22 protein-coding genes are annotated in these 23,615 nt (G+C 45.2%); 5 read left to right on the top strand and 17 right to left on the bottom strand.

The window, feature by feature from the left end:
- The first annotated feature begins 53 nt into the window (after nucleotides 1-53).
- Nucleotides 54-311 carry a hypothetical protein gene (locus UQ64_RS30670; RefSeq protein WP_156417443.1) on the top strand — a complete coding sequence of 86 codons (258 nt, stop codon included), beginning with the start codon at nucleotides 54-56 and terminating at the stop codon, nucleotides 309-311.
- Here the strand turns inward: UQ64_RS30670 and UQ64_RS04295 are convergent.
- The 5 genes from UQ64_RS04295 to UQ64_RS04275 form a co-directional block, all read right to left on the bottom strand.
- Nucleotides 284-1,384 carry a GerAB/ArcD/ProY family transporter gene (locus tag UQ64_RS04295; RefSeq protein ID WP_060622270.1) on the bottom strand — a complete coding sequence of 367 codons (1,101 nt, stop codon included), beginning with the start codon at nucleotides 1,382-1,384 and terminating at the stop codon, nucleotides 284-286. The two genes, UQ64_RS30670 and UQ64_RS04295, sit on opposite strands and share 28 nt — an antisense overlap.
- Before the next feature lie 16 nt (nucleotides 1,385-1,400).
- Nucleotides 1,401-2,567, bottom strand: a complete 1,167-nt coding sequence (locus UQ64_RS04290) for a Ger(x)C family spore germination protein (protein ID WP_209445709.1) — start codon at nucleotides 2,565-2,567, stop codon at nucleotides 1,401-1,403.
- Between the two features lie 37 nt (nucleotides 2,568-2,604).
- Entirely contained in the window at nucleotides 2,605-4,260 is a 1,656-nt protein-coding gene (locus UQ64_RS04285; protein WP_425339569.1) for a spore germination protein, read from the bottom strand.
- Between the two features lie 137 nt (nucleotides 4,261-4,397).
- The gene (gene dapF / locus UQ64_RS04280) at nucleotides 4,398-5,234 is read right to left on the bottom strand and encodes a diaminopimelate epimerase (RefSeq protein ID WP_060622267.1); all 837 of its coding nucleotides are present in this window, start codon (nucleotides 5,232-5,234) and stop codon (nucleotides 4,398-4,400) included.
- A gap of 137 nt (nucleotides 5,235-5,371) precedes the next feature.
- Complete coding sequence (locus UQ64_RS04275; protein ID WP_060622266.1) at nucleotides 5,372-8,191, bottom strand: calcium-translocating P-type ATPase, SERCA-type; 2,820 nt, start codon at nucleotides 8,189-8,191, stop codon at nucleotides 5,372-5,374.
- 293 nt (nucleotides 8,192-8,484) lie between these two features.
- Here UQ64_RS04275 and UQ64_RS04270 point away from each other — a divergent pair, with 293 nt between their 5' ends.
- Nucleotides 8,485-10,374, top strand: coding sequence for an Rqc2 family fibronectin-binding protein (locus UQ64_RS04270; protein ID WP_060622265.1), 1,890 nt, complete (start codon nucleotides 8,485-8,487; stop codon nucleotides 10,372-10,374).
- 78 nt (nucleotides 10,375-10,452) lie between these two features.
- On the opposite strand, the gene UQ64_RS04265 is transcribed toward UQ64_RS04270, so the two are convergent.
- The 9 genes from UQ64_RS04265 to UQ64_RS04225 all read right to left on the bottom strand — a co-directional run bounded on the left by UQ64_RS04265 (nucleotide 10,453) and on the right by UQ64_RS04225 (nucleotide 19,236).
- Nucleotides 10,453-11,355, bottom strand: a complete 903-nt coding sequence (locus UQ64_RS04265; RefSeq protein ID WP_060622264.1) for a PHP domain-containing protein — start codon at nucleotides 11,353-11,355, stop codon at nucleotides 10,453-10,455.
- A gap of 54 nt (nucleotides 11,356-11,409) precedes the next feature.
- Nucleotides 11,410-12,309 carry a selenium metabolism-associated LysR family transcriptional regulator gene (locus UQ64_RS04260; protein WP_060622263.1) on the bottom strand — a complete coding sequence of 300 codons (900 nt, stop codon included), beginning with the start codon at nucleotides 12,307-12,309 and terminating at the stop codon, nucleotides 11,410-11,412.
- A gap of 128 nt (nucleotides 12,310-12,437) precedes the next feature.
- Nucleotides 12,438-12,875, bottom strand: coding sequence for a hypothetical protein (locus UQ64_RS04255; RefSeq protein ID WP_060622392.1), 438 nt, complete (start codon nucleotides 12,873-12,875; stop codon nucleotides 12,438-12,440).
- 164 nt (nucleotides 12,876-13,039) lie between these two features.
- Nucleotides 13,040-13,303, bottom strand: a complete 264-nt coding sequence (locus UQ64_RS04250; protein ID WP_042126853.1) for a YlbG family protein — start codon at nucleotides 13,301-13,303, stop codon at nucleotides 13,040-13,042.
- A gap of 40 nt (nucleotides 13,304-13,343) precedes the next feature.
- Entirely contained in the window at nucleotides 13,344-13,781 is a 438-nt protein-coding gene (locus tag UQ64_RS04245) for a YlbF/YmcA family competence regulator (RefSeq protein ID WP_060622262.1), read from the bottom strand.
- A 15-nt stretch (nucleotides 13,782-13,796) separates the two neighbouring features.
- On the bottom strand, nucleotides 13,797-15,734 hold the full coding sequence (locus tag UQ64_RS04240) for a helicase-associated domain-containing protein (protein ID WP_060622261.1): 1,938 nt from the start codon (nucleotides 15,732-15,734) through the stop codon (nucleotides 13,797-13,799).
- A complete protein-coding gene (locus UQ64_RS04235; RefSeq protein WP_060622260.1) occupies nucleotides 15,731-17,443 on the bottom strand; it encodes a DNA repair helicase XPB in 1,713 nt (570 codons plus the stop codon). The genes UQ64_RS04240 and UQ64_RS04235 overlap by 4 nt, the downstream gene beginning before the upstream one ends.
- Nucleotides 17,444-17,560: 117 nt before the next feature.
- Complete coding sequence (locus UQ64_RS04230) at nucleotides 17,561-17,992, bottom strand: CBS domain-containing protein (protein WP_060622259.1); 432 nt, start codon at nucleotides 17,990-17,992, stop codon at nucleotides 17,561-17,563.
- Nucleotides 17,993-18,054: 62 nt separating this feature from the next.
- Nucleotides 18,055-19,236 (bottom strand): M20 family metallopeptidase, encoded by a 1,182-nt coding sequence (locus UQ64_RS04225; protein ID WP_060622391.1) that lies wholly within the window; start codon nucleotides 19,234-19,236, stop codon nucleotides 18,055-18,057.
- 239 nt (nucleotides 19,237-19,475) lie between these two features.
- Between UQ64_RS04225 and UQ64_RS04220 the strand changes: the two genes are divergently transcribed.
- Together UQ64_RS04220 and ftsW are read left to right on the top strand one after the other, a co-directional pair.
- Nucleotides 19,476-19,823, top strand: a complete 348-nt coding sequence (locus tag UQ64_RS04220) for a YugN family protein (RefSeq protein ID WP_042187352.1) — start codon at nucleotides 19,476-19,478, stop codon at nucleotides 19,821-19,823.
- On the top strand, nucleotides 19,820-21,064 hold the full coding sequence (ftsW, locus tag UQ64_RS04215; RefSeq protein ID WP_060622258.1) for a putative lipid II flippase FtsW: 1,245 nt from the start codon (nucleotides 19,820-19,822) through the stop codon (nucleotides 21,062-21,064). The genes UQ64_RS04220 and ftsW overlap by 4 nt, the downstream gene beginning before the upstream one ends.
- Before the next feature lie 90 nt (nucleotides 21,065-21,154).
- Here ftsW and UQ64_RS04210 read toward each other — a convergent pair whose 3' ends face one another.
- A complete protein-coding gene (locus UQ64_RS04210; protein WP_042126837.1) occupies nucleotides 21,155-21,520 on the bottom strand; it encodes an Asp23/Gls24 family envelope stress response protein in 366 nt (121 codons plus the stop codon).
- A gap of 154 nt (nucleotides 21,521-21,674) precedes the next feature.
- Here UQ64_RS04210 and cax point away from each other — a divergent pair, with 154 nt between their 5' ends.
- Nucleotides 21,675-22,745: a calcium/proton exchanger gene (cax, locus tag UQ64_RS04205; protein ID WP_060622257.1), complete on the top strand. Its 1,071-nt coding sequence runs from the start codon at nucleotides 21,675-21,677 to the stop codon at nucleotides 22,743-22,745.
- Nucleotides 22,746-22,839: 94 nt separating this feature from the next.
- On the opposite strand, the gene UQ64_RS04200 is transcribed toward cax, so the two are convergent.
- Together UQ64_RS04200 and UQ64_RS04195 are read right to left on the bottom strand one after the other, a co-directional pair.
- Entirely contained in the window at nucleotides 22,840-23,136 is a 297-nt protein-coding gene (locus UQ64_RS04200; protein ID WP_060622256.1) for an Fpa/YlaN family protein, read from the bottom strand.
- 213 nt (nucleotides 23,137-23,349) lie between these two features.
- Nucleotides 23,350-23,595 (bottom strand): HPr family phosphocarrier protein, encoded by a 246-nt coding sequence (locus UQ64_RS04195; protein ID WP_042126831.1) that lies wholly within the window; start codon nucleotides 23,593-23,595, stop codon nucleotides 23,350-23,352.
- Nucleotides 23,596-23,615: the final 20 nt, after the last annotated feature.

Genomic DNA, 23,615 nt, shown 5'->3' with positions numbered 1-23,615 from the left:
GATCAAGTATTAAAATCCTCATACTATCAAAAAACAATTAAAGGGGTATTTAAGTGAAGAAAAAAACTAGAAAGTTACTGATCCGAAAATACGCAGTGATGCTACTCTTATGCATTCTCTGTCTGTTATATTTGTATCTGGGGGATTGGTTGTTCGGCTATGGCCTAGGCAATATTGGCTATATTCTAAATTACTTGCTGTATACAGCCTCCGAGAAAGTCGCTGCCTGTATTTTGTTGCTATGTCTAATTATTCCCGATATCCTAGCCTGGAAGACGGGGCATCAACCAGAACGAGGAGGAGAACTGTGACTTCTTATCGCTGTAATAATAATTAGGAGCAACGGAATCAACACCATAAAGAAGGGAAAGACCGTATATAGCAGTTTCCCTCCCTCTTCAATATGTTCTGTAAAGCTCCGTGCGTTCAGTATCGAACTGAACAGGATAATAAGAGCTACCGGATAAACCATTCTTCGATAAGGTATCTTGAACAATTCTGATATCCCAATAAGTGCTGCCGCAAAAAAAACAGACAATTTGAAAAAAACACCGATTATTAGCACCATGACAATTAGAATATCCACACGCTGAATAAAATCAGAGATAGAGATCTTACTGATGGTAGGCATTAAGGGGAGCGGGGAACGCTTAACAATATCTGTACCTAGCACCGAGATGTTCAGAACCATTGTCAGACTTAACAATATACCTGATACAAACATGCCTGCGGCGATAACCCAAGGGCCCTTTTTAACGTTATTTAAATAAGGCATTAGCATAGTAAAACAGATCATTTCACCAAAAGGGAACATGTAGTTTTGATGTAAAACAGAAGATAAAACTGGATTAATTCCATTTTCAAAAACAGGGAGCAAACGGTTCAGATTAATGGAGCCCGAGAACATTAGCATGCTCGAACAAAATAATCCAATGAGTATCACAAGCACTGCAAACACCAGCGAGGTTCGGGTCAACACCTCTACCCCTTTATGCAGTACATATGCACTTGATAATATCATTAGCATCGAAATAATGAATAACGGCGTTCGGTGCATGGTTGCCATAACCAGCATAGAGCCACCATCTCGCAGATCACGACCAGCCAAATTAAGAAACAACACGATATATGCTATGGATATCACCGAACCCACATATTTACCAAATAGTTGCCGGATATATGCCGTAAGGGGCAGATTCGGAAACTTTTTATAAAGATAAGCATATCCCGCAAATACAATTAAACCCATTAAGTTCCCCAGCAATATGGAAATCCAAGCATCCTTATCAGACTCCATTCCAAGATTCACTACCAGCGCCGTCCCTAGCTCAAACAACACTGTCAGGGTGAAAAATTGAAGTAGTCCTATTTTAATATTTCCCATAGCTGCCCTCCTAAAATTATCTTATATTGTTGAACTGAAAGGAATTATTCCGCATGTCGGTATGCCGAACAACTATATCCACGTCAAACTTGATTTCACAGGTTGCAAATATGCTATCCCAATGATCTTTCACTTGCTTCCAACCACGCGGATTTTCTCGTTCTACAGCTTCACCAAATCCAAGATAATCGCTTTTTAACGAACGAGCTGCTGAGACAGCTGCATGTAACTTATCCTTGATATTCTGTTCTAGAAGTTCCGAAAGATTATTTACGACCTTGGGATCTGTTAAGTCCAAAGCATTAGGCGATTCTTCTAAACCAGCCTGCTCAGAGATATATATTGTGATTATCGGATGCTCTGGATCCTTCGCCTCAGCATGAATATGTACCTGAGATAAATACACAATGAATGATACATATTCATTCTCTCCAATCGAAACCACTTCAGGGATTTGAGTAATTTCATTCTTTATTAGGCTGGTGCCCACAGCTTCATCACCTTGCAGCCAGCCTTTCAGTTTATCCTCTTTAAATGCAGCTAGATCTGTAACTCTAAGGATGGCTTTCGGTTTTATATCCTTTAAACTGTCATTACTTCCTTGTTGGTCCCCACCAATTACCATTACCCCATTGACGATAGGCCCTCCCCCTGGAAGTTGAATACCGCGAACTATATCATCCACTTCCATCCGGTAATTATATCCATACTGTTTAGAGGTCGTCTGCAGCTTCTCCACTAGATCATTGGCAGGAATCTTGCCAAACGCAGTCATGGTCGTCAAACTTTCTATTGCCGGCTGTCCTTTGGATATAAAAATATAACTGCTTAGTCTAGTTTCACTTTCTCTTTCAAACACATCCATCATATCTTTGATGCCTTCGCGAGCGAACTTCTCCGATATTATGATCACTCGGATATGTCCTAGTGACAAAAAACGTGCAGTCTGACGCGAGGCATTAGCCAACGCTTCAAACATAGTGCGGCCGCTGCCTTTATATACCACAACCGGTGAAGCACCTCTAGCATTTTCACCTGAGATTTCGTCAGCAATAATAACCTGGAAAGATAATACATATTTTTCCTCATCCGTAGGACCTCTATCAATAGCTACTCCAGAAACGATTGCCCTTCTATTTAACTCCACACTGTCCCAGCAGCCTGTAAGACTTAAAATTATCATTAAGCAAGGCAATAAGGATCCAATAAAAAAAAGGCGTTTACTCTGCATCCTGCATTCCTTTCTTTGCCTGATCTGGGCCTTCAGTTTTTTTGAATATTTCAGGAGAAAGATTCTGTTCATGTCCTGTTGAGATCTTCTTTCCTTCTGAAATGCCTCCGTGCTTAGTAGAAGCTTGCTTCGTATTTAAAGCCCACAAAGGGAGCCTTAAGATTGCATCCTTTTGACCATGTGAGGATAGGGGCACAATTGGGGACAGATAGGGAACTCCAAACGAACGAAGACTATTCATATGCGCAACCAGTACGATTAAACCTAACGTGATCCCGTAAAAGCCAAACATACCTGCGAGTACTAAAAAAAGAAAACGAATAATTCTACCTGATATTGCCATGTTATAAGCAGGTACAGCAAAGCTCGCAATCCCTGTCAGCGCTACTACGATAACCATAACCGGCGTGATGATCCCTGCTTCTACTACTGCCTGCCCCAAAATAAGAGCACCTACAACGGATACAGTCTGTCCTACTGCACGCGGCATCCTTACTCCAGCTTCTCTAATAATCTCAAACGCTCCCTCCATCAGGAGTGCCTCCACAAAAGCAGGAAAAGGTACATTTTCACGTTGTGCTAATAGATTGATCAACAGGGTTGTAGGAATCATCTCATAATGGTAGGTGGTTAATGCTATATAAACGGAGGGTCCCAGAATTAGTACAATAAAACTGATATATCGAACAAGACGCATGAGAATTGTAATGTCGAACCTTTGAGCATAATCCGAGGGAGATTGAAAAAACAGCGTAAATACCGCAGGCAAAATCAATACAAAGGGAGTGCCATCTATGATGATCACAACCCTACCCTCTAATAGGTTCGTCGCTGCAACGTCAGGCCGTTCACTATTATTAATGGTTGGAAAAGGTGTGAAGGTTTTATCCTGAATTAGCTCTTCAATATAACCGGATTCCAAAATGGCATCAACATTAATTTGACTTAGCCGCTTTCTTACCTCTTCAACCAGCTTCTCATCTGCATTGTCTTTAATGTACATAAGGGCCACATGTGTGTGGGTTACCTTTCCGATTTTCAAATGCTCCAATCTTAGCTTAGAAGACTTAATTCTTCTCCGAATCAAGGAGATGTTCGTAGCCACAGATTCAACAAAACTATCCTTTGGACCTCGCACAACTAGCTGGGTCGTTGGCTCGGTGACCGAGCGAGCTTCTCCTCCCTCCGTCTCACATAAAATAGCAGTGTCAAATCCTTCAATCACAATGACCGTGTTGCCAGACAGGATTGCCAGCATGACCTCTTTCCAATCCTGTAGCAGCTGCGCTTCACCTAATTCCAAAGCACGATTAAATATATAATCCTTGAGATCTTCGGTTGCGGAGATGTTTTGGAGCATATCATCTGTAATTCCGAGCAACGAGCCGATAACGAATTCATTAACCGTTTCCGTGTTGACAAGACCATTGAGATGAATCGCAGCTGCTTGAATAGGCTGCTTGCTTCCAATCTTTACCTGACGAATTTTGAGATCCGGACTATGCCCCAGCTCCATATCTATTTGTTCAAGCGTTTGGTCTAAATCAGCAGTAAGTCTTGGGAATCGAGCGCCTTCATGAACCGAGGCTGCTTGTTGTCCTTTCGTGGATTTGTTTCTTCTATGTATCCCGTTTATGTTCAACAAGGTCCCCCCCTTTTTTCAAGCTTGAGGGTATTATTCTCGGTTATCCCTTCCATTATTCGGCTACATAAAGCCGTAAGGATGTTGGATCAAAAAAAAGCCCAAGAATAGTCTCTTGGGCTGCCTTTTATAGTATTAATCTAAATTTCTACACTTCCTGTGAATGCAACCTCAGCAGGTCCTGTCATATACACATGGTTATCTTCTTCATTCCATTCAATATAGAGATCGCCACCCTTTAGACTAATCCATGCCGCTCGGTCTGTCAGACCATTCAGCACAGAAGACACTAAAGTTGCGCAGGCTCCAGTCCCACAAGCAAGTGTTGGTCCAGCCCCACGTTCCCATACCCGCATATCTACTCTCCCACGATCCAGAACCGTCGCGAACTCGACGTTTACCTTTCTCGGGAACAATGGATGTACTTCTAGCTTAGGTCCCCAGGTCGTAAGATCAAAAGATACGGCATCTTCTACATAAATAACGCAATGAGGATTACCCATAGATACTGCAGTAAACTTAAATTCGGTTCCGTCCGATTCAATCGGCTCTGAGAGTACGGGTTCTGCATCAATAGCTACCGGAATTTGAAGGCCGGACAATACTGGTTCGCCCATATCAACCGTTACAGTTTCCACTACACCGTCTTTCACATTCAAGGTAACCTTTTGTTCTCCGGCACCAATCGTTTCAATAACAATCTGCTCGGAGTTTACCAAACCATGATCGTAAACATATTTAGATACACAGCGAATGGCATTTCCGCACTGCTCCGCTTCCGAGCCATCAGAGTTCATAATGCGCATCATGTAATCGCCGCGTTCAGACGGAAGGATGTATACAAGTCCGTCCGCACCAATTCCGAAGAACCGGTTGCATAGCGTTACAGCAAGATCCGCTGCATTGCTTGGTAGCTCTTGCTCACCGAAAACTACGATGAAGTCATTGCCTAGGCCGTGCATTTTTGTGAATTCCATTGAAAGCCCACTCCTAAAGGTTATGTTATGTTAGCATTCGCCTAAGCTTAATATTCTGTGTAATGTAGCCCTTCACACGTATACGAGCTGTTAACTGCAACAAGTATACCTTTAGGAATGGAGCAATACTATTAACTTTATGCCGAAATTTTTGTACTTTTTATCATCGAATTACTACCGCTACGACCACGATTACGTTTACCGCCCCAAACACTGCCAGCACCCATCAAGAAGGTCGGGATCCCTGCTGTTACAAAGACTAGACACCATTCACGAAAATTAAGCGGTACCGTTTTGAAGACGGGCTGTAGAAATGGAATATACATTACACCCAGCATCAGAATCACGGATGATAATACAGCAAGCACTAGGTACTTATTCTGGAACGGATTTCGATGGAACACCGAACGAGAACTGCGGCAATCGAAGACATGAATCAACTGAGCCATTACGAGTGTCGCAAAAGCTACAGACTGAGCTCGAATCAGCTGTGCTGGATTCTCTGGTGCCACACGTAAGGTTAGCCAAAATGCACCTAACGTACATAAACCGATTAAGAATCCACGGCTTATGATCTTCCACCCTAAACGACGGGCAAAAATATTTTCCTTCGCACCACGTGGCTTATGCTCCATTAAGTCCTTCTCAGGCTGGTCAACACCAAGCGCCATCGCTGGTAGTCCGTCCGTCACCAGATTGACCCATAAGATTTGGATAGGTACTAACGGCAGAGGCAGACCAAGCATCATGGCGAAGAACATGGTCAAGATCTCTCCCACATTCGAAGCGAGTAGGTAACGAATGAATTTACGAATGTTCTCATAGATGTTTCTACCCTCTTCAATAGCAGCGACAATGGTTGAGAAATTGTCATCCCCCAGGACTAGTGAAGAGGCTTCCTTGGTCACATCTGTACCTGTGATGCCCATTGATATTCCTATATCAGCCGCTTTAATTGCTGGAGCGTCATTGACTCCGTCCCCGGTCATAGCCACAACATGACCACGGCGCTGCAAAGACTTCACAATTCGAAGCTTATGCTCAGGAGATACGCGGGCGAACACATACACATTGTCCGATACTTTATCCAGCTCATCATCATCCATCCGAGTCAGTTGAGCCCCTGTTAGCACTGTGCCCCCACGTTGCAGAATCCCTAATTGGTGAGCAATGGCCTCTGCAGTCGTTCCGTGGTCCCCAGTAATCATTACAGTCTTAATTCCGGCTCGGCGTGTGACGCTTATGGCATCGCGGACTTCACGCCGCGGAGGATCAATCATTCCAGCCAATCCGATAAAGACGAGTTGGTACTCTGCATCCTTTTCACTATCCACATTTTCACTCGGACGCATATCCCGATAGGCCATACCCAGTACACGAAGAGCACTCGAAGCCATTTGCTCATTGGCATCCAGTACTTTCTGCCGCAATGTTGGCGTTAAAGGCACAACACCGCCCTCCCAGAGCATATATGAACAGCGATTAAGCAGTACATCAGGTGCACCTTTCGTACATACCATCCGTCCTCCGGGATGACCAATGATAACTGACATTAACTTTCGCTCGGAATCAAATGGAAATTCCTTCTCGCGGGAGTAAGTTACAGCTAGCGTCTGGGCGGTCAAACCCATCTTGCCTGAAAGCGCCACAAGAGCCCCTTCGGTTGGATCTCCTTTGAGCTCCCAGGTGGATAAGCTGTCAGATGACTTATCAACTACGATGTCCTTATCCTTCCCTTTACGCTTCCCCCGTACTTCAGACGGGAAAGTCTCTATAATCTCCGCATTACTGCACAAAGCACCAACCTGTAGCATCCGCCGTAAACTTTGATCATTTTTGAGATCTACAGGTTTTCCTTTCTCCAGAACCTGTCCGTTCGGAGCATAACCTTCACCTGTTACTTCAAGCCCACGTCCGCCCGTCCATAATCGGGTCACCGTCATTTTATTCTGAGTCAATGTGCCCGTCTTGTCCGAACAGATTACGGATGCGCAGCCCAAAGTCTCCACTGAAGGCAATTTACGAACGATAGCCTTACGTTTGATCATCCTCTGCACGCCCAGCGCAAGTGCGATGGTAACAATGGCCGGAAGCCCTTCGGGTATTGCAGCGACCGCCAAGCTTACCCCGGCCAAGAACATTGCTGTGGCAGGCTGTCCATGTAAAATACCAGCTGCTACAACCACAATCGTTAAACCTAGTGATACATAGATCAATATTTTCCCTAACTGCTCGAGACGATGCTGAAGCGGAGTTTCCTGAGATTCTGTATTCTGGATCAGGTCCGCAATCTTACCCATCTCTGTGTTCATACCTGTACGAATTACGATAGCTTTACCAGTACCCCTGGTTACCATTGTGCCCATGAACCCAAGATTCTTCTGATCGCCGAGCGGAATCTCCTCCGCGTGAATCACATCCGAATGCTTCGAGACAGGCAGTGATTCCCCAGTAAGCGCAGATTCCTCCACATATAGAGAACTGCAATCCAGCCATCGTATATCCGCGGGAATTCGATCACCACTCTCCAGCAAGACAATATCACCTGGCACTAACATCTTTGCCGGAATGACCTCGCTATTCCCCCCACGCAGCACTTTGGCAGAAGGTGCGGAGAGCTGTTTTAAAGCTCTTAGCGAACGTTCGGCGCGAAACTCTTGAACAAACCCAAGGGCTCCGTTTAAAAGGATAATCGCGATGATCGTGATGGCATCCAAATATTCGCCAAGCAAACCGGATACGAGCGTCGCACCCATAAGCACAAGCACCATGAAATCCTTAAACTGGTTCAACAGCAGGGTAAACGGGGATACGGTCTTTCCTTCGGACAGCTCGTTATACCCATTTTGCTTCCGTCGCTCCGCGGCATCCTCTCCACTGAGGCCCGTCCTCGGATGGACATTGAACATTTTCTGCAGCTCTTCTGCACCGAGCCGGTGCCAACTGTTTTGTTCCATGACTTTTCTTTCCCTCCCGGTCGTTTCTTGACTTCCGGCGGCGCACAGCTTTTCCACCTGTTCATGACCAAGTGTATTCAAGGTCGTCCAATAATATCACCGCCTATCTAATTCCCCTTTTGCGCGAATGTCCCAAAGTATGGCATCATAGAGAGGTAAGCTTTAACGTCTTCGGTGTTCTTATATAGGCCGTAAGCGTTTAAGCGAGAAATATAAGAGATAAAGTATTGTATAAAACTTATACTTTCTTATATTTTCAGAAATTCATTTCACGTCGACAGGAGAGCTTTATCATGGCATTAGACGGCATTGTTACCCGAGCTATTGTGCACGAACTGCAATCATTCATTGGTGCGCGCATAGGCAAAATATATCAACCGAACAACCACGATCTTATCTTCAACCTGCGGGGCGCCGGCGGCGGTGGCAAGCTATTGCTCTCTGCTAATCCGACATATCCGCGTCTGCATCTTACAGAAAGAAACAGCATAAACCCATCAGAAGCACCTATGTTCTGCATGCTCATGCGTAAACATTGTGAAGGTGGGGCGATCGAGAGTATCACTCAGGTAGGCTTGGAACGAATTATTCACATAAATGTTAAGACTAGAGATGAGCTTGGAGACGTCTCCGCCAAAAAGATCATCATAGAGCTCATGGGACGGCATAGTAATATCATCCTTACAGATCTCAGCACTGGAACGATCATAGACGGCATTCATCATGTTACTCCATCGATCAGTAGCTACCGGATCGTAATGCCCGGTGTCGCTTACACAGAGCCTCCTCAGCAACACAAGCTGAACCCTCTGAAAATCGACAAAGAACAATTTCTTAATTTGATCTCGGCTGCTGAAGAAGCCGCTCTACTGGAAGAAGATGAAAAGGAGACCGAACCGGAAGAAATCATTGAAGGCGAGCTCGCTAATCTGATTACAAAAGAAGAAGTTGAGCAGAAACCTGACGGCTCAGGCGGTCCTTCCCCTTCAGCTGACCCTGTAGGCTGGATGGTACATGCTTTCAGCGGAATGAGTCCACTTGTTGCCGGAGAGATCGCTCTTCGCCTTAGAAATGACCTACCGATAGACGATACACATGGATCTACAACAGATTTCCCGACAAAGTTATGGGAAGCCTTTCAGTCTGTTATGGGATCCGTGCTTGATTGCGAATTCTCTCCAGTTTCAGGTGCAAATGCGAAAGGGAAAATGATTTTTTCCGCGATTCCGTTAACTCTATTGGGTGAAAATGCAAAGAAATATAACTCAATCAGTGAGTGTATGGAGGATTATTACGGGGATAAAGCCGAACGTGATACGGTGAAGCAACGGGTAAGTGATTTGATCCGTTTCCTGGGCAACGAACGTAGCAAAAACGTTAAGAAGCTTGCCAATCTGCAGAAGGATCTGGACGAAGCGCAAGACGCAGATCGCTATCGCATTTGGGGTGAATTGCTATTCGCGTCGTTACATGCCGTGTCCAAAGGAGATAAAGAAGCCTCATTGGTCAATTATTATGACGAAAATCAGGCTGAAATGATCATTCCGCTTGATCCTTTATTAAGCCCATCGGATAACGCACAACGTTATTTTAAAAAGTACAACAAGTATAAGAACAGCCTTCTTGTTATAAATGAGCAGTTAATTAAGACTCATGAGGAAATATCCTACATGGAAAGTTTACTCCAGCAGCTTGCCCATGCTTCACTGAATGATATTGAGGAAATTCGCGATGAGCTTGTAAGTCAGGGATACCTGCGCGACCGAAGCAAAAAAGGTAAAAAGAAGAAAAAAGCAACCAGACCTACATTACAAGTCTTCACCTCGTCAGAAGGCATCGACATTTATGTCGGAAAAAACAATTTACAGAACGAATACGTCACCAATCGACTGGCATCACCGAACGACACTTGGCTGCATACCAAGGATATCCCTGGTTCTCACGTGGTCATCCGAAGTGAGGAGTTTGGAGATGCCACGCTGGAAGAAGCAGCTCAGCTTGCCGCTTATTTCAGTCAAGCGAAGCAGTCAAGCAGTGTGCCTGTAGACTGCACTTTGATCCGGCATGTACGTAAACCGAGTGGCTCCAAACCTGGATTTGTGATCTACGATCATCAAAAGACGTTATTTGTCACACCGGATGAGGATCGTATTAAGAGTCTTCCAAACACGTTGAGAAGCTAAATAACAAAAAGAACCGGTTGTCGTCCTTGTATGGATGACAGCCGGTTTCGCATTTTACAGGAATACAAGATCTTTGATTTAAATATCAGTAACCTTATTCAACTGATCCAGCACACTAGCAGAAACCGTAACACTACCGATATCTCCATGGAAAATAACACCTTGGCGGGCACCATGAAAATCCGAGCCGCCGGTTATAATCAAGCTAAACTCTTCAGCCATGGTTAGGTAACGCTCTGAATCAGCGGGTTCGTGATCCGAATGATAAACCTCAATCCCTTTAAAAGTCCCCCGCTCCAATATGCCTCGAACCAACTGATCGTCACCATATAGACCCGGATGTGCCAATACTGGAGACCCACCTGCCTCAATAATCCAATTACAGGCTTCCTCAGGCGTGATTCGCGGAGGTGACACGTAGGCTGCTGCGCCTTCGGCTAAATACTTATTGAAAGCATCTCTCATATCTTTAGCTGCTTCAAGACGAACCAGCTCATCAGCAATATGTGGTCGACCAATACTCTCATCAGGCTTCAGTTCCCGTCCAATCCCCGCGACAACTGCCTCAAGCGTAATCTCAATCCCAAGCCCACGTAACTTAGAGATGATCGCCTCATTCCTTAGTGCCCGGGTATCTCTTAGCCCTTCCAAACGGGAAAGAAACAACTCTTTTGCTGGATCTACGTAGTATCCAAGGACGTGAATATCTTTTCCTCCTGCACGGGTGCTGATCTCTACACCGGGTACAACAGTGATTCCGTACTTCTCTCCTGCTTCGAGAGCTTCCTTCACACCGGCCACAGTATCATGATCCGTAATGGCAACAGCGATTAGTCCCTTCTCTTTAGCAAGACGTACATTTTCCTCCGGCGGATGCATGCCATCAGAGGCTTGAGTATGCGTGTGGAGATCGCATCGTCCGAAGTCAATATTCTCCAATCTGTCGCCCTTCAGTTCATCTAGTCTAGTTTCATTCTCCATTTCTATCACCTCTAACGCTAGTTTCTAAGTTTCCGTATTTTGGTCATTCAAGCTTTAGTTATCATTCGAATGCTCGCGCAAAAAAGTCAAGAACGTCACTGCAGAAATCGGCAGCAGTGTCGATTTTAGATGAATGGCGTAGAACTGTCTTTTAAATGAGGCATCCGAGATATTCACGATTTTCAGAAGTCCCAGCGCCACCTCATGCTTAACAGAAGAGGTCGAGATGATTGTAATCCCAAGTCCAGCCTCCACTGCCGACTTCACAGCACCCGTACTACCAAGCTCCATCACTATTTTCATCGTTCCCGGATCAAGCCCCTTAGAGAACAGCTGCTCTTCCATCACACGCCGCGTTCCTGAGCCCTGCTCCCGCAGTACGAAAGGGTGCTGAAGCACCTCCTCCAAAGCAACCTCTTGCCGCTCTGCAAGCGGATGATCATGGGGCACAATCAACTTCAATTCATCCCCCATCACCGGCTCAATCACCATATCAGGATGTGTCACCGGCGCTTCAATTAAACCAAAATTCAACTGATGTTTTAGGATTTCCTCCATAATTTGCGAGGTATTCATGACTTTCATCATGATTGAAATGTTCGGATACTGCTTCCCAAAAGGGCCTAAGAGCCGTGGCAGCACATACTCCCCAATGGTAAGACTTGCCCCAAGCTGCAGACGCCCCTCCAGCATATGCGTAAACGCCGACATCGCTTGATCCGTCTCACGCATCAATTGGATGCTACGGATCGCGTATGGCATTAGGGTATGCCCTGCTTCGGAGAGCACGATTTTTTTGGTAGAACGATTGAAGAGCTTGGTTCCAAAATAATCCTCTAGCGCCTGTACCTGCATGGTCACTGCTGGTTGAGTCATATGTAATGTCTGCGCCGCTGCCGAGAAGCTTCCTCGCTCTAAGACCGTATAAAAGATATGTAATTGATGAAAGTTCATGCTCTACAACTCCTTGTGCTATCTATAAAGGAAACTTAAGGATTATGTATGATATGAAGCTTGTACATTCTTATTTCCAAAAAGGACATGCAGCCACCGCCGCATGCCTCCTGTCCGTTCTTTATACACTATTTGCGTTTACGCTTCTTCTTCGTTAGCTTAGTGCGGCGGGAATTGCGCAGCAGCGAAAAGTAAGTTTTTAAATCTCTCAACTGTGGTGTCGCAGAGATTTTTCCAAGAAACGAAACGATGATCATAGAATATAATGGCTGACCTGAAATATCTTTTTCACCTGTCAATTCCGTGAACTCAGCGATTACTACAGAGTCATCGTCAATTAAATACGCGTTAAAATCACTGTCTGAAAAGGGCTTAAGCCGATTCTGCATCAGGCACTGCCACATCCATGCGGCGACCTCTTCGTCATTGCTTACACCTTTACTGATCCGGTCCAAATAGCGACTCTTCGCATGATTTGTTATAACGATGTCAGCGACCCTGTAGTCGTTCAGCATGATGTGGAAGGGCTCGTAAGAACTGGGCCAATCCGTCCCTTTGTTGCGCATCATCATCACACTCCACCATAAGGGTCTTTGTATGTACTTAATGTTGTCATCTTACCTCATTGCTGAAAGTTGTACAAGTTCCAGGGAACGGAAGAAAGCGCGATTAATCGAGATCTGCGTATAAAAAAACAGGCGCTATTTAAGCACCTGTTCATCTCCAAGAATTACATACCGTAATTACGGGACTTGTCCGGCCCATTACTGGTATACTCTGTCTTAATTTCGTTACGATAGGATCTTTCGATCTTACGAACGTAGGAGAGTCTGCGGACATTCTTCATAACTTCCTCGGCACGTTCTGCATTTACATACATCACTGCATAATGCATTTTCCGAGATACATAATGTAATGTTCCGTATTTCTCAAGGTTACGTGCCGCTTTAACGTCACTTACCCAAATGATGTATCCTGTCCGTTCCGCAAACATAAGCTAAACCGCCTTTCTCTCTCTAAATCCTAAGGGAAGCTTATCCGCAGGAGCATTTTCCCCCGCTACCGCATCCACCTTTAGGGGAAGGATCGTTACTTGGTACTTTAATGCTATCCGATACTGAAAAAGCAATCGCTTCCGACATGGAATGTAGAATGTCATCAAGAGTCTTCTCTGCCTGCTTAAAACGAGCGACCTCTTCAAACTTCTCCAATTCCGCTTCTACTGCCGAAACCTCATCCTTCGCTGAATGATAGTTCGGGTGAAAATGTCCGAATCGCTGTGTTTCTTCAAACAACTCCTTCTTTGCTTGAAGTCGTTTGACCATGGCCTGAATTTCTGGGTTCGAATCAACCCGTCCTTTCCAGTATAAGTAATCCGACACTTCGGCGGATTGATTAATCATATCGCCTAATTCATAGGCGTATGTCAGCACTTCAGCCATATCGACCGTATTTAATTCCGCTACGCTCATGAACTCAGCTCTTTTCTACGTTAATGTTCTACCGAATTCAGTAGACTTTTCTATCATAACATAATCACTCGCTTCAGCAGAAGAGGAATTTCTTCGCCTTTTGGGAATAACTAACTTCATTTCCTTCCAGTCTTCAGGGGTCAGCTCTATTTCTTCAACCGTTTCACCATCGTTATACAGCAGATGCCCTACCACTTTCCAAGGATTCCCTTTTATTCGGAAAGGAATGAAATCTAACATTTGGTCCTTTAAGGAAAACCGCACCTTAATTCCCCATCTCAACCCTTGCTCCATTACTTTCTGAGCGGTTGAGCTATGGTAATGACGCCATTCCTTGCTCCAGATCTGAGGTACATTTTCTGCACCTAATAAGATATCCTCCTCCTGCTCAGGAGAAATAACAGGTAAGTTTAAAAAGGGATTCCCTCGGTGAAGTAGCCCTAGTTCAGAATTTAGTACTGGGAGTGAATACAACTCTTGCCCGGTTTCTGCTTCTTGATGGAATGAAGTCCAAACAATGTCTGCGTCTGCCTCCTCCTCACATCCTCCAATCATCCTAGAAGGAGCCATTCCTGCTAAATACAACTCCTTATGTATCTGCTCCACAGACTCCGGAGATATAAGGAAATGAAGCGGTCCGATACGTTTAAGGCAATCTTGCAGTCGCGGATGGGCTGCAATAGCCGTTCCGTCTTCCTCCGTCTGGCAAGTCAACAGAATCACTTCAGAGAGTGATGTTCGGCCAATGCTTTTTCCCCATTGCTCTAAAGACAGCTCCACCACGGATGGCAGACCACCCAGTGCATGATCTTTAATCCAAGCTATCGCTTCTTCTGGAGGCATCCCTCGCTCTGATGCTTGCTCAAGCTTCTCACGAGTCAGCCGGAAGCTCCACATCGTATCTGTTTGCAGCAGTTCAGAGCATTTAGCTAAAATCCAGCGAACAATATAGGGTACCTCCGGTGGAATCAGAACTTCAAAATCGGGCTGCACAATAAACTGAACATTCGAATTCTCTGCCATAGAATCAGGAAGGGACTCGCTACCCGAAATCAGCTTTGGTTTTGCAGCAGTCCAGCGAAAACACGGGATACCCTCAGGCGTGCTCCCCTGTTCACACCATCCAAAGCCTGTTAGACAACGAAGCCAGTTCAAGCTTGATTGTTCCAGCTCATTTCGGGCAATCGTTCCGGTTAAATTCATATCTGCCATCCAGTCCAGAAGCCCAGGCAACGCTGTCCATTTCTCTGGTACAAAAGCAGTGCTGGATATCAAATAGCGAAAATGCTGATCGGCAGGTCCAATGCTTCCAAAACGATGAATAACAATCCCATACAGGATGTCAGTCATTCTCGTCTCAGGAAGTTGCAACCAACGTTTCAGCATATCCTTGTCAAGTTTAAAGCCTGTTTTTAGTCTGGTAATAAGCCCAAGACACAACATGATGTCTACAACAAGAGTCGCTGACAGAGTATCCATTTCATTCGAAGGAATGCCCATAGAGAGCCCCGCTATATGTTTTTCCTGAAAAGAAAGCTGAGCCGCTAAGCGATTTAAATTCTTTTTATGAATGATTCCCTTAGCGGTCAAAGGCAAGCCTTCACTAGAGGTGAACAGCAAAGCCCGAAACAGATCTACTGCCAGTCCAGCACCCGCCTCCATGGATAGATTCACTGAATAACCCTCAATAAACTTAGGTTGGCATGGGAAAAATTCTTGTTCTAGCACTGGTAATTGTTCCACAGGAATTTGGTACAACTTCTCCCCCAATATTTTATGCCTCGCAGTTAACAACCCCGCGCGCCGCAGTTCATCCATTGCAAGCTTTTGCTCTGCCCGGCAGAGCGTCGTAGGACGCCAACGCTCTTCTTTCCCCTCGTCAAAGGGTTGGGCCGCGTAAGCAGCACATAATCGCCTCAAAACCTCTAACGCTTCCGCTGATAGCTGGTTCAATAGATCGTTCCCCCCTTTCCGCTCGGCACCCTTTTAACGACATATTCATAGCCCTGTTCTGTCAAAAACATCCGGCGGCGCATAGCGAAATCCTGCTCCCGACTATCTTCAGATACCAGCGAATAGAAGTACGCCTTGTTCTCCCCCGCCTTCGGGCGCAAGATTCGTCCCAAACGCTGGGCTTCCTCCTGCCTAGATCCAAAAGCTCCTGAAACCTCGATAGCAATCGACGCGTCTGGCAAATTCACCGCAAAATTCGCCACCTTAGATACAATCAACACCTGAATCTTCCCTTCGTTAAATGCTGCATACCGCTCATCTCTTTCTCGTTGCTTCGTTTTGCCAGTAATCAGAGGCGCACCGATCTTATCCGCTAGTTCAGTTAATTGGTCGAGATACTGTCCAATAACCAGAACAGATGATCCCTGATGGGCTTTTAGAAGCTCGACTACAACCTCAGCTTTAGCAGGATTGCTTGAAGCTATTCGAAATTTCTCTTTCGCCTCCGCATACAAGTACTTCTGTCTCAGCTCAGAGCTCATCGGTATGATCATCTCGACACATTCTACCTCTGCAATCCAGCCCTGCTGCTCCAGCTCCTTCCAAGGCATATCGTAACGCTTAGGCCCGATCAAAGAGAATACATCCCCTTCCTTCCCGTCTTCTCTAACCAAAGTTGCAGTGAGACCTAGTCTTCTAGTAGCCTGAATATCTGCAGTAGCCCGGAAGACTGGAGCTGGAAGCAGATGGACCTCATCATAAATAATCAAACCCCAGTTGCGTTCATTGAACAGCTTCATATGGAGAAAAGGACCGCCTTTGGATTGACGATGCGTTAATATCTGATAGGTAGCTATAGTAACAGGTCGCACTTCTCTTTTTTCACCGGAATATTCACCAATAGACTCATCATCCAAATCGGTTCGCTCAAGCAGCTCATCTACCCATTGTCTTACCGAAGTTGTATTTGAAGTTAAGATCAGTGTTTCACATTGTAGACTTTCAAGAACGGCTAATCCTACTACCGTCTTACCCGCTCCACAAGGTAACACAACTACCCCGCTGCCTCCCTGCCCTTCTATGCCTTGAAATAACTGAACGGCCTCCAGCTGGTATTCACGCAGTCCAAATGCTCCACCTTTCGCTCCACCCTTTGCATGATTGTGAGACTCCTTCCAGGCCAAACTTAGAGCTTGTCCGACATGATAACCAGCATAATCCAGAACAGGATAGCCTAGTCTCATCAGCTCTTGCTTTAAAAGCCCCCTGTTCTCCGCACGGCATGAGCTTTCTAGTGAATTTATTCTCTGCAAACCTAACTCCTTTAGACCTGATTCATTAACTAGTCCATCCAGAATCTCAGGTGTCTCAGCCCTAAGCGTAATGATCTCATTCGAAGTCTCCTGTCCGTGAAGAGTCAGCTTCCCATACCTAGAGTGAAGAGTTCCGATCTCATCCTCCAGCCCGGCAGGAACACCCCAGCGCGCGAGGCGATGCAGACTTGAAATAATCGCTTCAGCTGTATAATTAAGCGATGCAGCATTCCATAGTGATAATGGAGTGATTCTATAGGTGTGATAAGCCGGAGGACTCTTTATGAGCTCTGCAAAGGTTCCTAGCTCTTTCCTCGCCTTCTCAAAACCAGGATGTGCACATTCCAGTAGAATCGTCCGATCCCTGCGCACAATGCAGGCCCCTGTTTCATTCATAACGTTCCCTCCCCAATCATTAATTTTTATGTATAGTGTGAAACCTATATTTTCTTATATTTGAACAGGAAAAAGCTCATCCCCGCATAACGGTCATGAGCTTCCCTATCAAACTATCTAATGTAAATGCTGCTGCGAAATATCATGAAGTGCTTCGCCAGCCTCGTCCACAAAAATGTTGCGCACAGCCAAGTCACCGATGGACACTACACCAATCAGCTTCTGGCCACTAGTCACAGCCAATCTACGAATTTGCCGGCTCGACATCAGTTCTGCAGCCTCATCTACAGATGTATTCTCTGAGACGGTCTGAATTTCTCTACTCATTACCTTTTCCACAGCAGTTGATCCAGGGTGTTTAGCCGCGTAACCTCTAATCACTAGATCACGATCTGTAATTACTCCGAGCAGAGTCTTATCTTCTTCATTATCAATGACCGGTATAAATCCAGTGTCATGATCTCTCATTTTAACAGCGACTTCATACACGTTATCCTGTAACGTGACTGCTACAGGCTCCATCGTCATAACCTCTTTCACTGTCTTCAAGGATGAACCCTCCTAAGCATAATCTCCATGTTATGGAATAGGTTCTCCTCTATGAAACGAAATTATACGATTGTCTTCTCTTGCAAACAGGAATTCGCCATAGCGATCAATAATTTCATCCCATGCAACATAGCATCCTCGTCAAAATCAAATTTGCTATGATGATGAGGGTAAACTGCATCTTTATCTGGATTCCCAGCACCTACGAACATAAAGCAGCCAGGAATTTCTTTTACATAGTAGGCAAAATCCTCAGCTGGCATCAGCTTTTCCATCCGAATCACTTGAACGTCTTCTCCTAGCGCTCCTGGTGCCACCTCGGAAAAACGCTGATATTCCCCCTCGTGATTTACGAGTGGCGGATATCCCATAACGTAGTCTATCTTAGCTTCTGCACCGTATGCGCCAGCTATTGAAACTGTCATTTCTTCGATCCTGTTGCGGATCAGATAACGGGTTTCCTCGTCAAACGCCCGTACGGTTCCTGTAATGCGACAATGCTCAGCAATGACATTCTGGGCAAATCCCCCTTGAATGGTTCCTACACTGAGAACAGCGGGCTCCAGCGGGTTCACAGAGCGGCTTACGATGCTCTGAAGCTGAGTCACAAGCGCGGCCCCGGCCACAATGCTGTCAATCGAGCGATTCGGCATACCGCCATGTCCACCCTTACCGATGATATCAATGAAAAATTCATCAGCAGATGCCATAAGAGGTCCTGGCGCACTGCCCACAGTCCCCATTGGGAGCGGAGTCCACAAATGCAGTCCATACACCGCATCCGCACCTTCCAGCATACCTTCGGCAATCATTCCCTGTGCACCACCCGGGCAGACTTCCTCCGCTGGCTGAAAAAGAAAACGCAGCTCCCCTTCTAGCTCATCAAGGCAGCTGCTATAGTAAGAGGCTACACCCAGCAGTATTGAAGTGTGTCCATCATGCCCACAGGCATGCATAACCCCTTCATTTTGCGAAACGTAGTCATTCTTATTCTCCTCTTTAATAGGTAGTGCATCCATATCCGCGCGAAGGACTACCGTTTTCCCCGGTCGTTCTCCTCGCAATATACCTGTTACACCATACCCGGACGTGCTTCTTCTAACTTCAATACCGAATTCTGCTAACTTATCTGCTATAAATGCTGACGTTTCCCTTTCACGAAAAGACAACTCCGGATAACGGTGTAAATGGCGTCTCCATTCCACGATCTCCGGCATGAGCGAATCAACCGCTAAGCTCTTCATACGTTCTCCATCCCCTTCATCATAAACCCGCATCAATAGCATGCGACAGCAGTCCTGTTCACTTTGTTCCAGCCGCATACGGCTATAATTCTTTTATTGTAGCAGAAACGAAAAAAACTGGGTATCGTTAGGAGGTGCCTACTCTTGCACAACGTTTAGAAACATACTATCATGAGGTAGAACATCAGCAAACGGATCATGAATTCATCATTATACTTCATAAGGGGGATATGCGTGCTATGATTTTTGAGAACACGGGCCTCGTAGGATTGAAGAGTGATCTTCTCTATCTGGACGAGAGTGCGACAAAGGCTGGCTTCATTCGCTGGCAATGGGAATACTATCGTGCCACTTACGACTGCAAAATTGAAGACCCACAGGATGGTGGCGAATACTTTCTACGCATCAACACTCGAGCTGTCGAGGGGAAGCTGGAGAAAGCTGATGCCGTACTTGCAATTGAAGCCGTATACTTAGGGAAAGCAACATTCCCTCATGGCCTGGAGTATGACTCCCCGGTGCCTAAACCAGTATTGGACACTGCTGCTACTCGGATTCTCGAATTAAAGCAGCTGTTGGAGGCTTGAGTAACAGAAAGGGAAAGACGAAACAAAATGTCAGCCTGCCCAAAAGAGGAACACCCGATTTCCAACTACTTATCTTAACACTACTACTTGTGGGTTTCGGTCTAGTCATGGTCTTCAGTGCTAGCTCCAGTTTGACCTTAGCAAGCTCGAAGTTCGGTAATGACCCTCTATATTTCATGAAACGCCAAATGATTTGGATCGTACTTGGAATCGTTGTTATGTTTACAGCCATGAATATTCACTACAGTAAATTCAAGAAGTGGTATGTACCTATCTTCATCATTACCGTTATTCTCCTGCTAATAGTAGCCTTCTCCGAAAGAATCAATGGCGCCAAAAGCTGGTTAAGCATCGGAACGCTAGGAATCCAACCTACCGAACTGGCCAAAATATCGATTATCCTGTATCTCTCTGCACTGATTACCAAAAAAGGTGAGCGTTTTAGAGATTTCCGTACAGGATATATCCCTGTAATGGTCATTGTGGGTATAGTTGCCGGACTTATTATGATGCAGCCAGATTTAGGCTCATGCCTTATTCTCGTGGCTACCAGCGGACTTGTCATTTATGCAGGCGGTGCCAGCATGAAGCATATCCTAGGCTCTATTGCACTCTTGGTGCTAGGCGTAGGAATTGTTATGGGGGCTAAAGCAGCGATTGATTCCCTTTCCCCCGCAACCGACAAAGTAGCAGCCAATCAGGACTATAGAAAAGGCCGTATCCAAGCTTTCATAGATCCCTATCAGGATGCTGAAGGCGAAGGATATAATATTATTCAGTCTTTGACCGCTCTCGGACAAGGTGGAGTCAGTGGCTCTGGCTTTGGCAAAAGCATTCAAAAGCTGGATTATCTTAAATACCCGTATACGGACTTTATTTTCCCCGTCATTGGTGAAGAATTCGGCTTTATAGGAACGGCATTATTTCTGATGTTATACCTGTACTTTATCTGGCGAGGTATTTTAATCGCATTAAGGTGTAAGGATCCCTTTGGCACACTAGTGGGCATTGGTATTATGGGCCTTATTGCCATTCAGGCCTTTGTCAATATTGGTGGTGTAACGAAGACGATTCCGCTTACCGGTGTAACCTTGCCATTCATCAGCTACGGCGGCTCTTCACTTCTTGTGAGTATGTTGTCCATGGGAATTATGCTGAGCATTTCAAGAGAAACCAATCTTCCAGCTAAAGAGGAAGTCACGAAATCTGTAACTACGGTTAGACAAGTTCGTTCCCGGTAAGATTCATAAATCCGGATGTGATGGAATATATAAAAAAGCAGTCCAAGTTAAATATCTTGGACTGCTTTTTTGTGTACAAGCTCTTATGCATTAAGCGATTTCATCGTTCTTAAAGGCTACGCCTTCAACTTTGACATTCACTTCAACAATATGAAGTCCTGTCATGCTCTCCACAGCTTCGCGTACGTTCTGTTGAAGCATCCGGCACACTTCATGTATCGGTGTTTCATAGAGAACGATAATACGCAGATCTACTGCTGCTTCTAGCTGTCCCACTTCAACGGTAACGCCCTTCTGAACGTTCTTACCACTTAGACGCTTTGCCCAGCCCTCTGATAGGCCACCTGACATGGCTGCAATACCTGGAGTCTCCAAGGCAGCCAATCCGGCAATTTTCGAGACGACGTCATTTGAAATTCGTATATTTCCCATTTCCAATTGAAGTTGTTCTGCCATGCCATATCCCCCCTTAACTCATTATCAATTATTGTAATTCCTAAACAGGCTAAAAAGCAAATCACTTTCTCGCTTTCTCGTTTACATACAGGAACAATTTGGGTATATTGATTATGAATTCATCCTGAATACATAGATAGGAGTGTACTTTACATTGAAAAAATGGATTTCACCAGCCTTGCTGGTAATCACCTTTATCCTTAGTGCAATCGGCCATTATGCAGATTGGGACCATACACTTCAGTTTGTTCTCTCTGCGGTCGCCGTTGTGTTTGTGGCTGGATTTCTGGGCCGCGCCACAGAAAGTGTGGCTCATTATGCCGGACAGCGGTTAGGTGGCTTCCTAAACGCTACCTTCGGAAATGCCGCTGAGCTAATCATTGCCTTTTTCCTAGTGAAGGAAGGACTGTTCGACATGGTGAAAGCCAGTCTTACCGGTTCCATTATTGGCAATCTGCTGCTTGTCCTAGGTTTAAGTATTTTCGCTGGTGGAATGAAGTTCAAAGTGCAGAATTTCAACGTAACCCTTGCCGGTATGAATGGCTCCCTAATGGTCGTAGCGGTGATCGCTTTATTTGTTCCGGCTATGTTTTTCAATACCCATTCCATAACTGAAAAAGATACAGACGTGCTCAGTTTAATCGTCGCTGGCCTACTCATCGCCTCATACATGGCCTGGCTAATCTTCTCCATGATTACGCACAAGAAACATCTAGAGGACGTTTCAGAAGCGGGTAAGGAAGAAATGGCTCATGAGCATGCGCCTAAGTGGTCCAGAAACAGATCCATCCTTTATCTACTTCTTGCTACCGTGATGGTAGCCTTTGTAAGTGAGTGGCTGGTAGGAACGCTTGAAACACTAACTGAGCGCTTTGGATTTAGTGAACTGTTTGTAGGCGCCTTCCTCGTGGCAATCATCGGTAATGCCGCAGAACATAGCGCAGCCATTATGCTAGCCATGAAGAACAAAATCGGTGCGGCAGTAGAAATAGCTGTCGGAAGCAGTCTTCAAATTGCACTATTCGTAGCACCTGTACTTATCTTCGCCAGTTATTTCATGGGTGATACTATGGATATTGTGTTCACAACAATCGAAATTGTCGCTATTGGTGTCGCCGTCTTTATTGCCAAATCAATCACTCAGGATGGTTCGACCAATTGGTATGAGGGTCTCTTACTATTAACGGTCTATCTAATTCTCGGAGTCTCCTTTTATCTCGTATAGAGACTCCCTGTTCATTCTACCATACTCAAAAAAAAACGCACATGAGTGACAATCTGTCCTCATGTGCGTTTCTATGAATACCTAAAATCAAAATTCATTCTTCTTTTGCTTTGTTATTCAAAGCCTCATAAAGTACTGCTAATTTCCGCTCCAGCTTACTCAGCACCATTTTACCGGTAATCTCTGGCACCAAACCTGCTCTAACCGCAAAATCGACCTCTCTAGAGAAACCGTACATTTGGGTATCCAGCACTTCCTCATAGAGTGGGCAGTAGCGTGTTGCCAGATTTTCCATCTGCACTTCAATAAGTTGCTGAATTTTATCGGCATCTTCTTGTAGAAGATTGATCGCTTTAAGATTAAACTGTTCCTGTAATTCCGACGAAGTCATGCCTCTTTCCCCCCCATGTCCAAAAGTTAAGCTGCTTTTACTATTTTACTTAATATTAGTCGAAATCCGATATCAATACAACAATTCTGTTTATACTAACCATTTATTTGAAAGCAGCAGCTATGTTGTTTATAAGTGACGGCGTTAGTTCCACATCTATTTCTAGAAAAAACGCCCCACCGTAAATCGGTAGGACGTCTTTACATACAACTATTACTCAGCTACAACTGTAAAGTTCAAACCGTGTTTAGCAAAAACTTCACTCATTGCCTTCTTAGCTTCTTCTGCATCTGTTCCGTGAACATGAAGCTCGTAGCTTTGGCTTGATACCAAAGTCGTGAACAAACCAAGGATACTCTTAACATCAATGTACTTGTTGTCCGCTTGAAGAACGATTGAAGAGTTGAACTGACCTGCTGTTTGAGCAATATCAACGATTGCCGCATTGTTACTGGACATAGAAATCCCTCCGCAACTTG

The sequence above is a fragment of the Paenibacillus etheri genome (assembly GCF_001012825.1).
Lineage (GTDB): Bacteria > Bacillota > Bacilli > Paenibacillales > Paenibacillaceae > Paenibacillus_AQ > Paenibacillus_AQ etheri.
The sequence above is the reverse complement of the archived record's forward strand: the minus strand, read 5'-3'. Positions and strand labels throughout refer to the sequence as shown.

Coding starts and splice junctions, on each gene's coding strand:
- UQ64_RS04295 (WP_060622270.1), bottom strand. CDS start 1,384: ATGGGAAATATTAAAATAGGACTACTTCAATTTTTCACCCTGACAGTG.
- UQ64_RS04290 (WP_209445709.1), bottom strand. CDS start 2,567: ATGATAATTTTAAGTCTTACAGGCTGCTGGGACAGTGTGGAGTTAAAT.
- dapF (WP_060622267.1), bottom strand. CDS start 5,234: ATGGAATTCACAAAAATGCACGGCCTAGGCAATGACTTCATCGTAGTT.
- UQ64_RS04275 (WP_060622266.1), bottom strand. CDS start 8,191: ATGGAACAAAACAGTTGGCACCGGCTCGGTGCAGAAGAGCTGCAGAAA.
- UQ64_RS04270 (WP_060622265.1), top strand. CDS start 8,485: ATGGCATTAGACGGCATTGTTACCCGAGCTATTGTGCACGAACTGCAA.
- UQ64_RS04265 (WP_060622264.1), bottom strand. CDS start 11,355: ATGGAGAATGAAACTAGACTAGATGAACTGAAGGGCGACAGATTGGAG.
- UQ64_RS04260 (WP_060622263.1), bottom strand. CDS start 12,309: ATGAACTTTCATCAATTACATATCTTTTATACGGTCTTAGAGCGAGGA.
- UQ64_RS04255 (WP_060622392.1), bottom strand. CDS start 12,875: ATGCGCAACAAAGGGACGGATTGGCCCAGTTCTTACGAGCCCTTCCAC.
- UQ64_RS04250 (WP_042126853.1), bottom strand. CDS start 13,303: ATGTTTGCGGAACGGACAGGATACATCATTTGGGTAAGTGACGTTAAA.
- UQ64_RS04245 (WP_060622262.1), bottom strand. CDS start 13,781: ATGAGCGTAGCGGAATTAAATACGGTCGATATGGCTGAAGTGCTGACA.
- UQ64_RS04235 (WP_060622260.1), bottom strand. CDS start 17,443: ATGAATGAAACAGGGGCCTGCATTGTGCGCAGGGATCGGACGATTCTA.
- UQ64_RS04225 (WP_060622391.1), bottom strand. CDS start 19,236: ATGAAGAGCTTAGCGGTTGATTCGCTCATGCCGGAGATCGTGGAATGG.
- UQ64_RS04220 (WP_042187352.1), top strand. CDS start 19,476: ATGATTTTTGAGAACACGGGCCTCGTAGGATTGAAGAGTGATCTTCTC.
- UQ64_RS04210 (WP_042126837.1), bottom strand. CDS start 21,520: ATGGCAGAACAACTTCAATTGGAAATGGGAAATATACGAATTTCAAAT.
- UQ64_RS04200 (WP_060622256.1), bottom strand. CDS start 23,136: ATGACTTCGTCGGAATTACAGGAACAGTTTAATCTTAAAGCGATCAAT.
- UQ64_RS04195 (WP_042126831.1), bottom strand. CDS start 23,595: ATGTCCAGTAACAATGCGGCAATCGTTGATATTGCTCAAACAGCAGGT.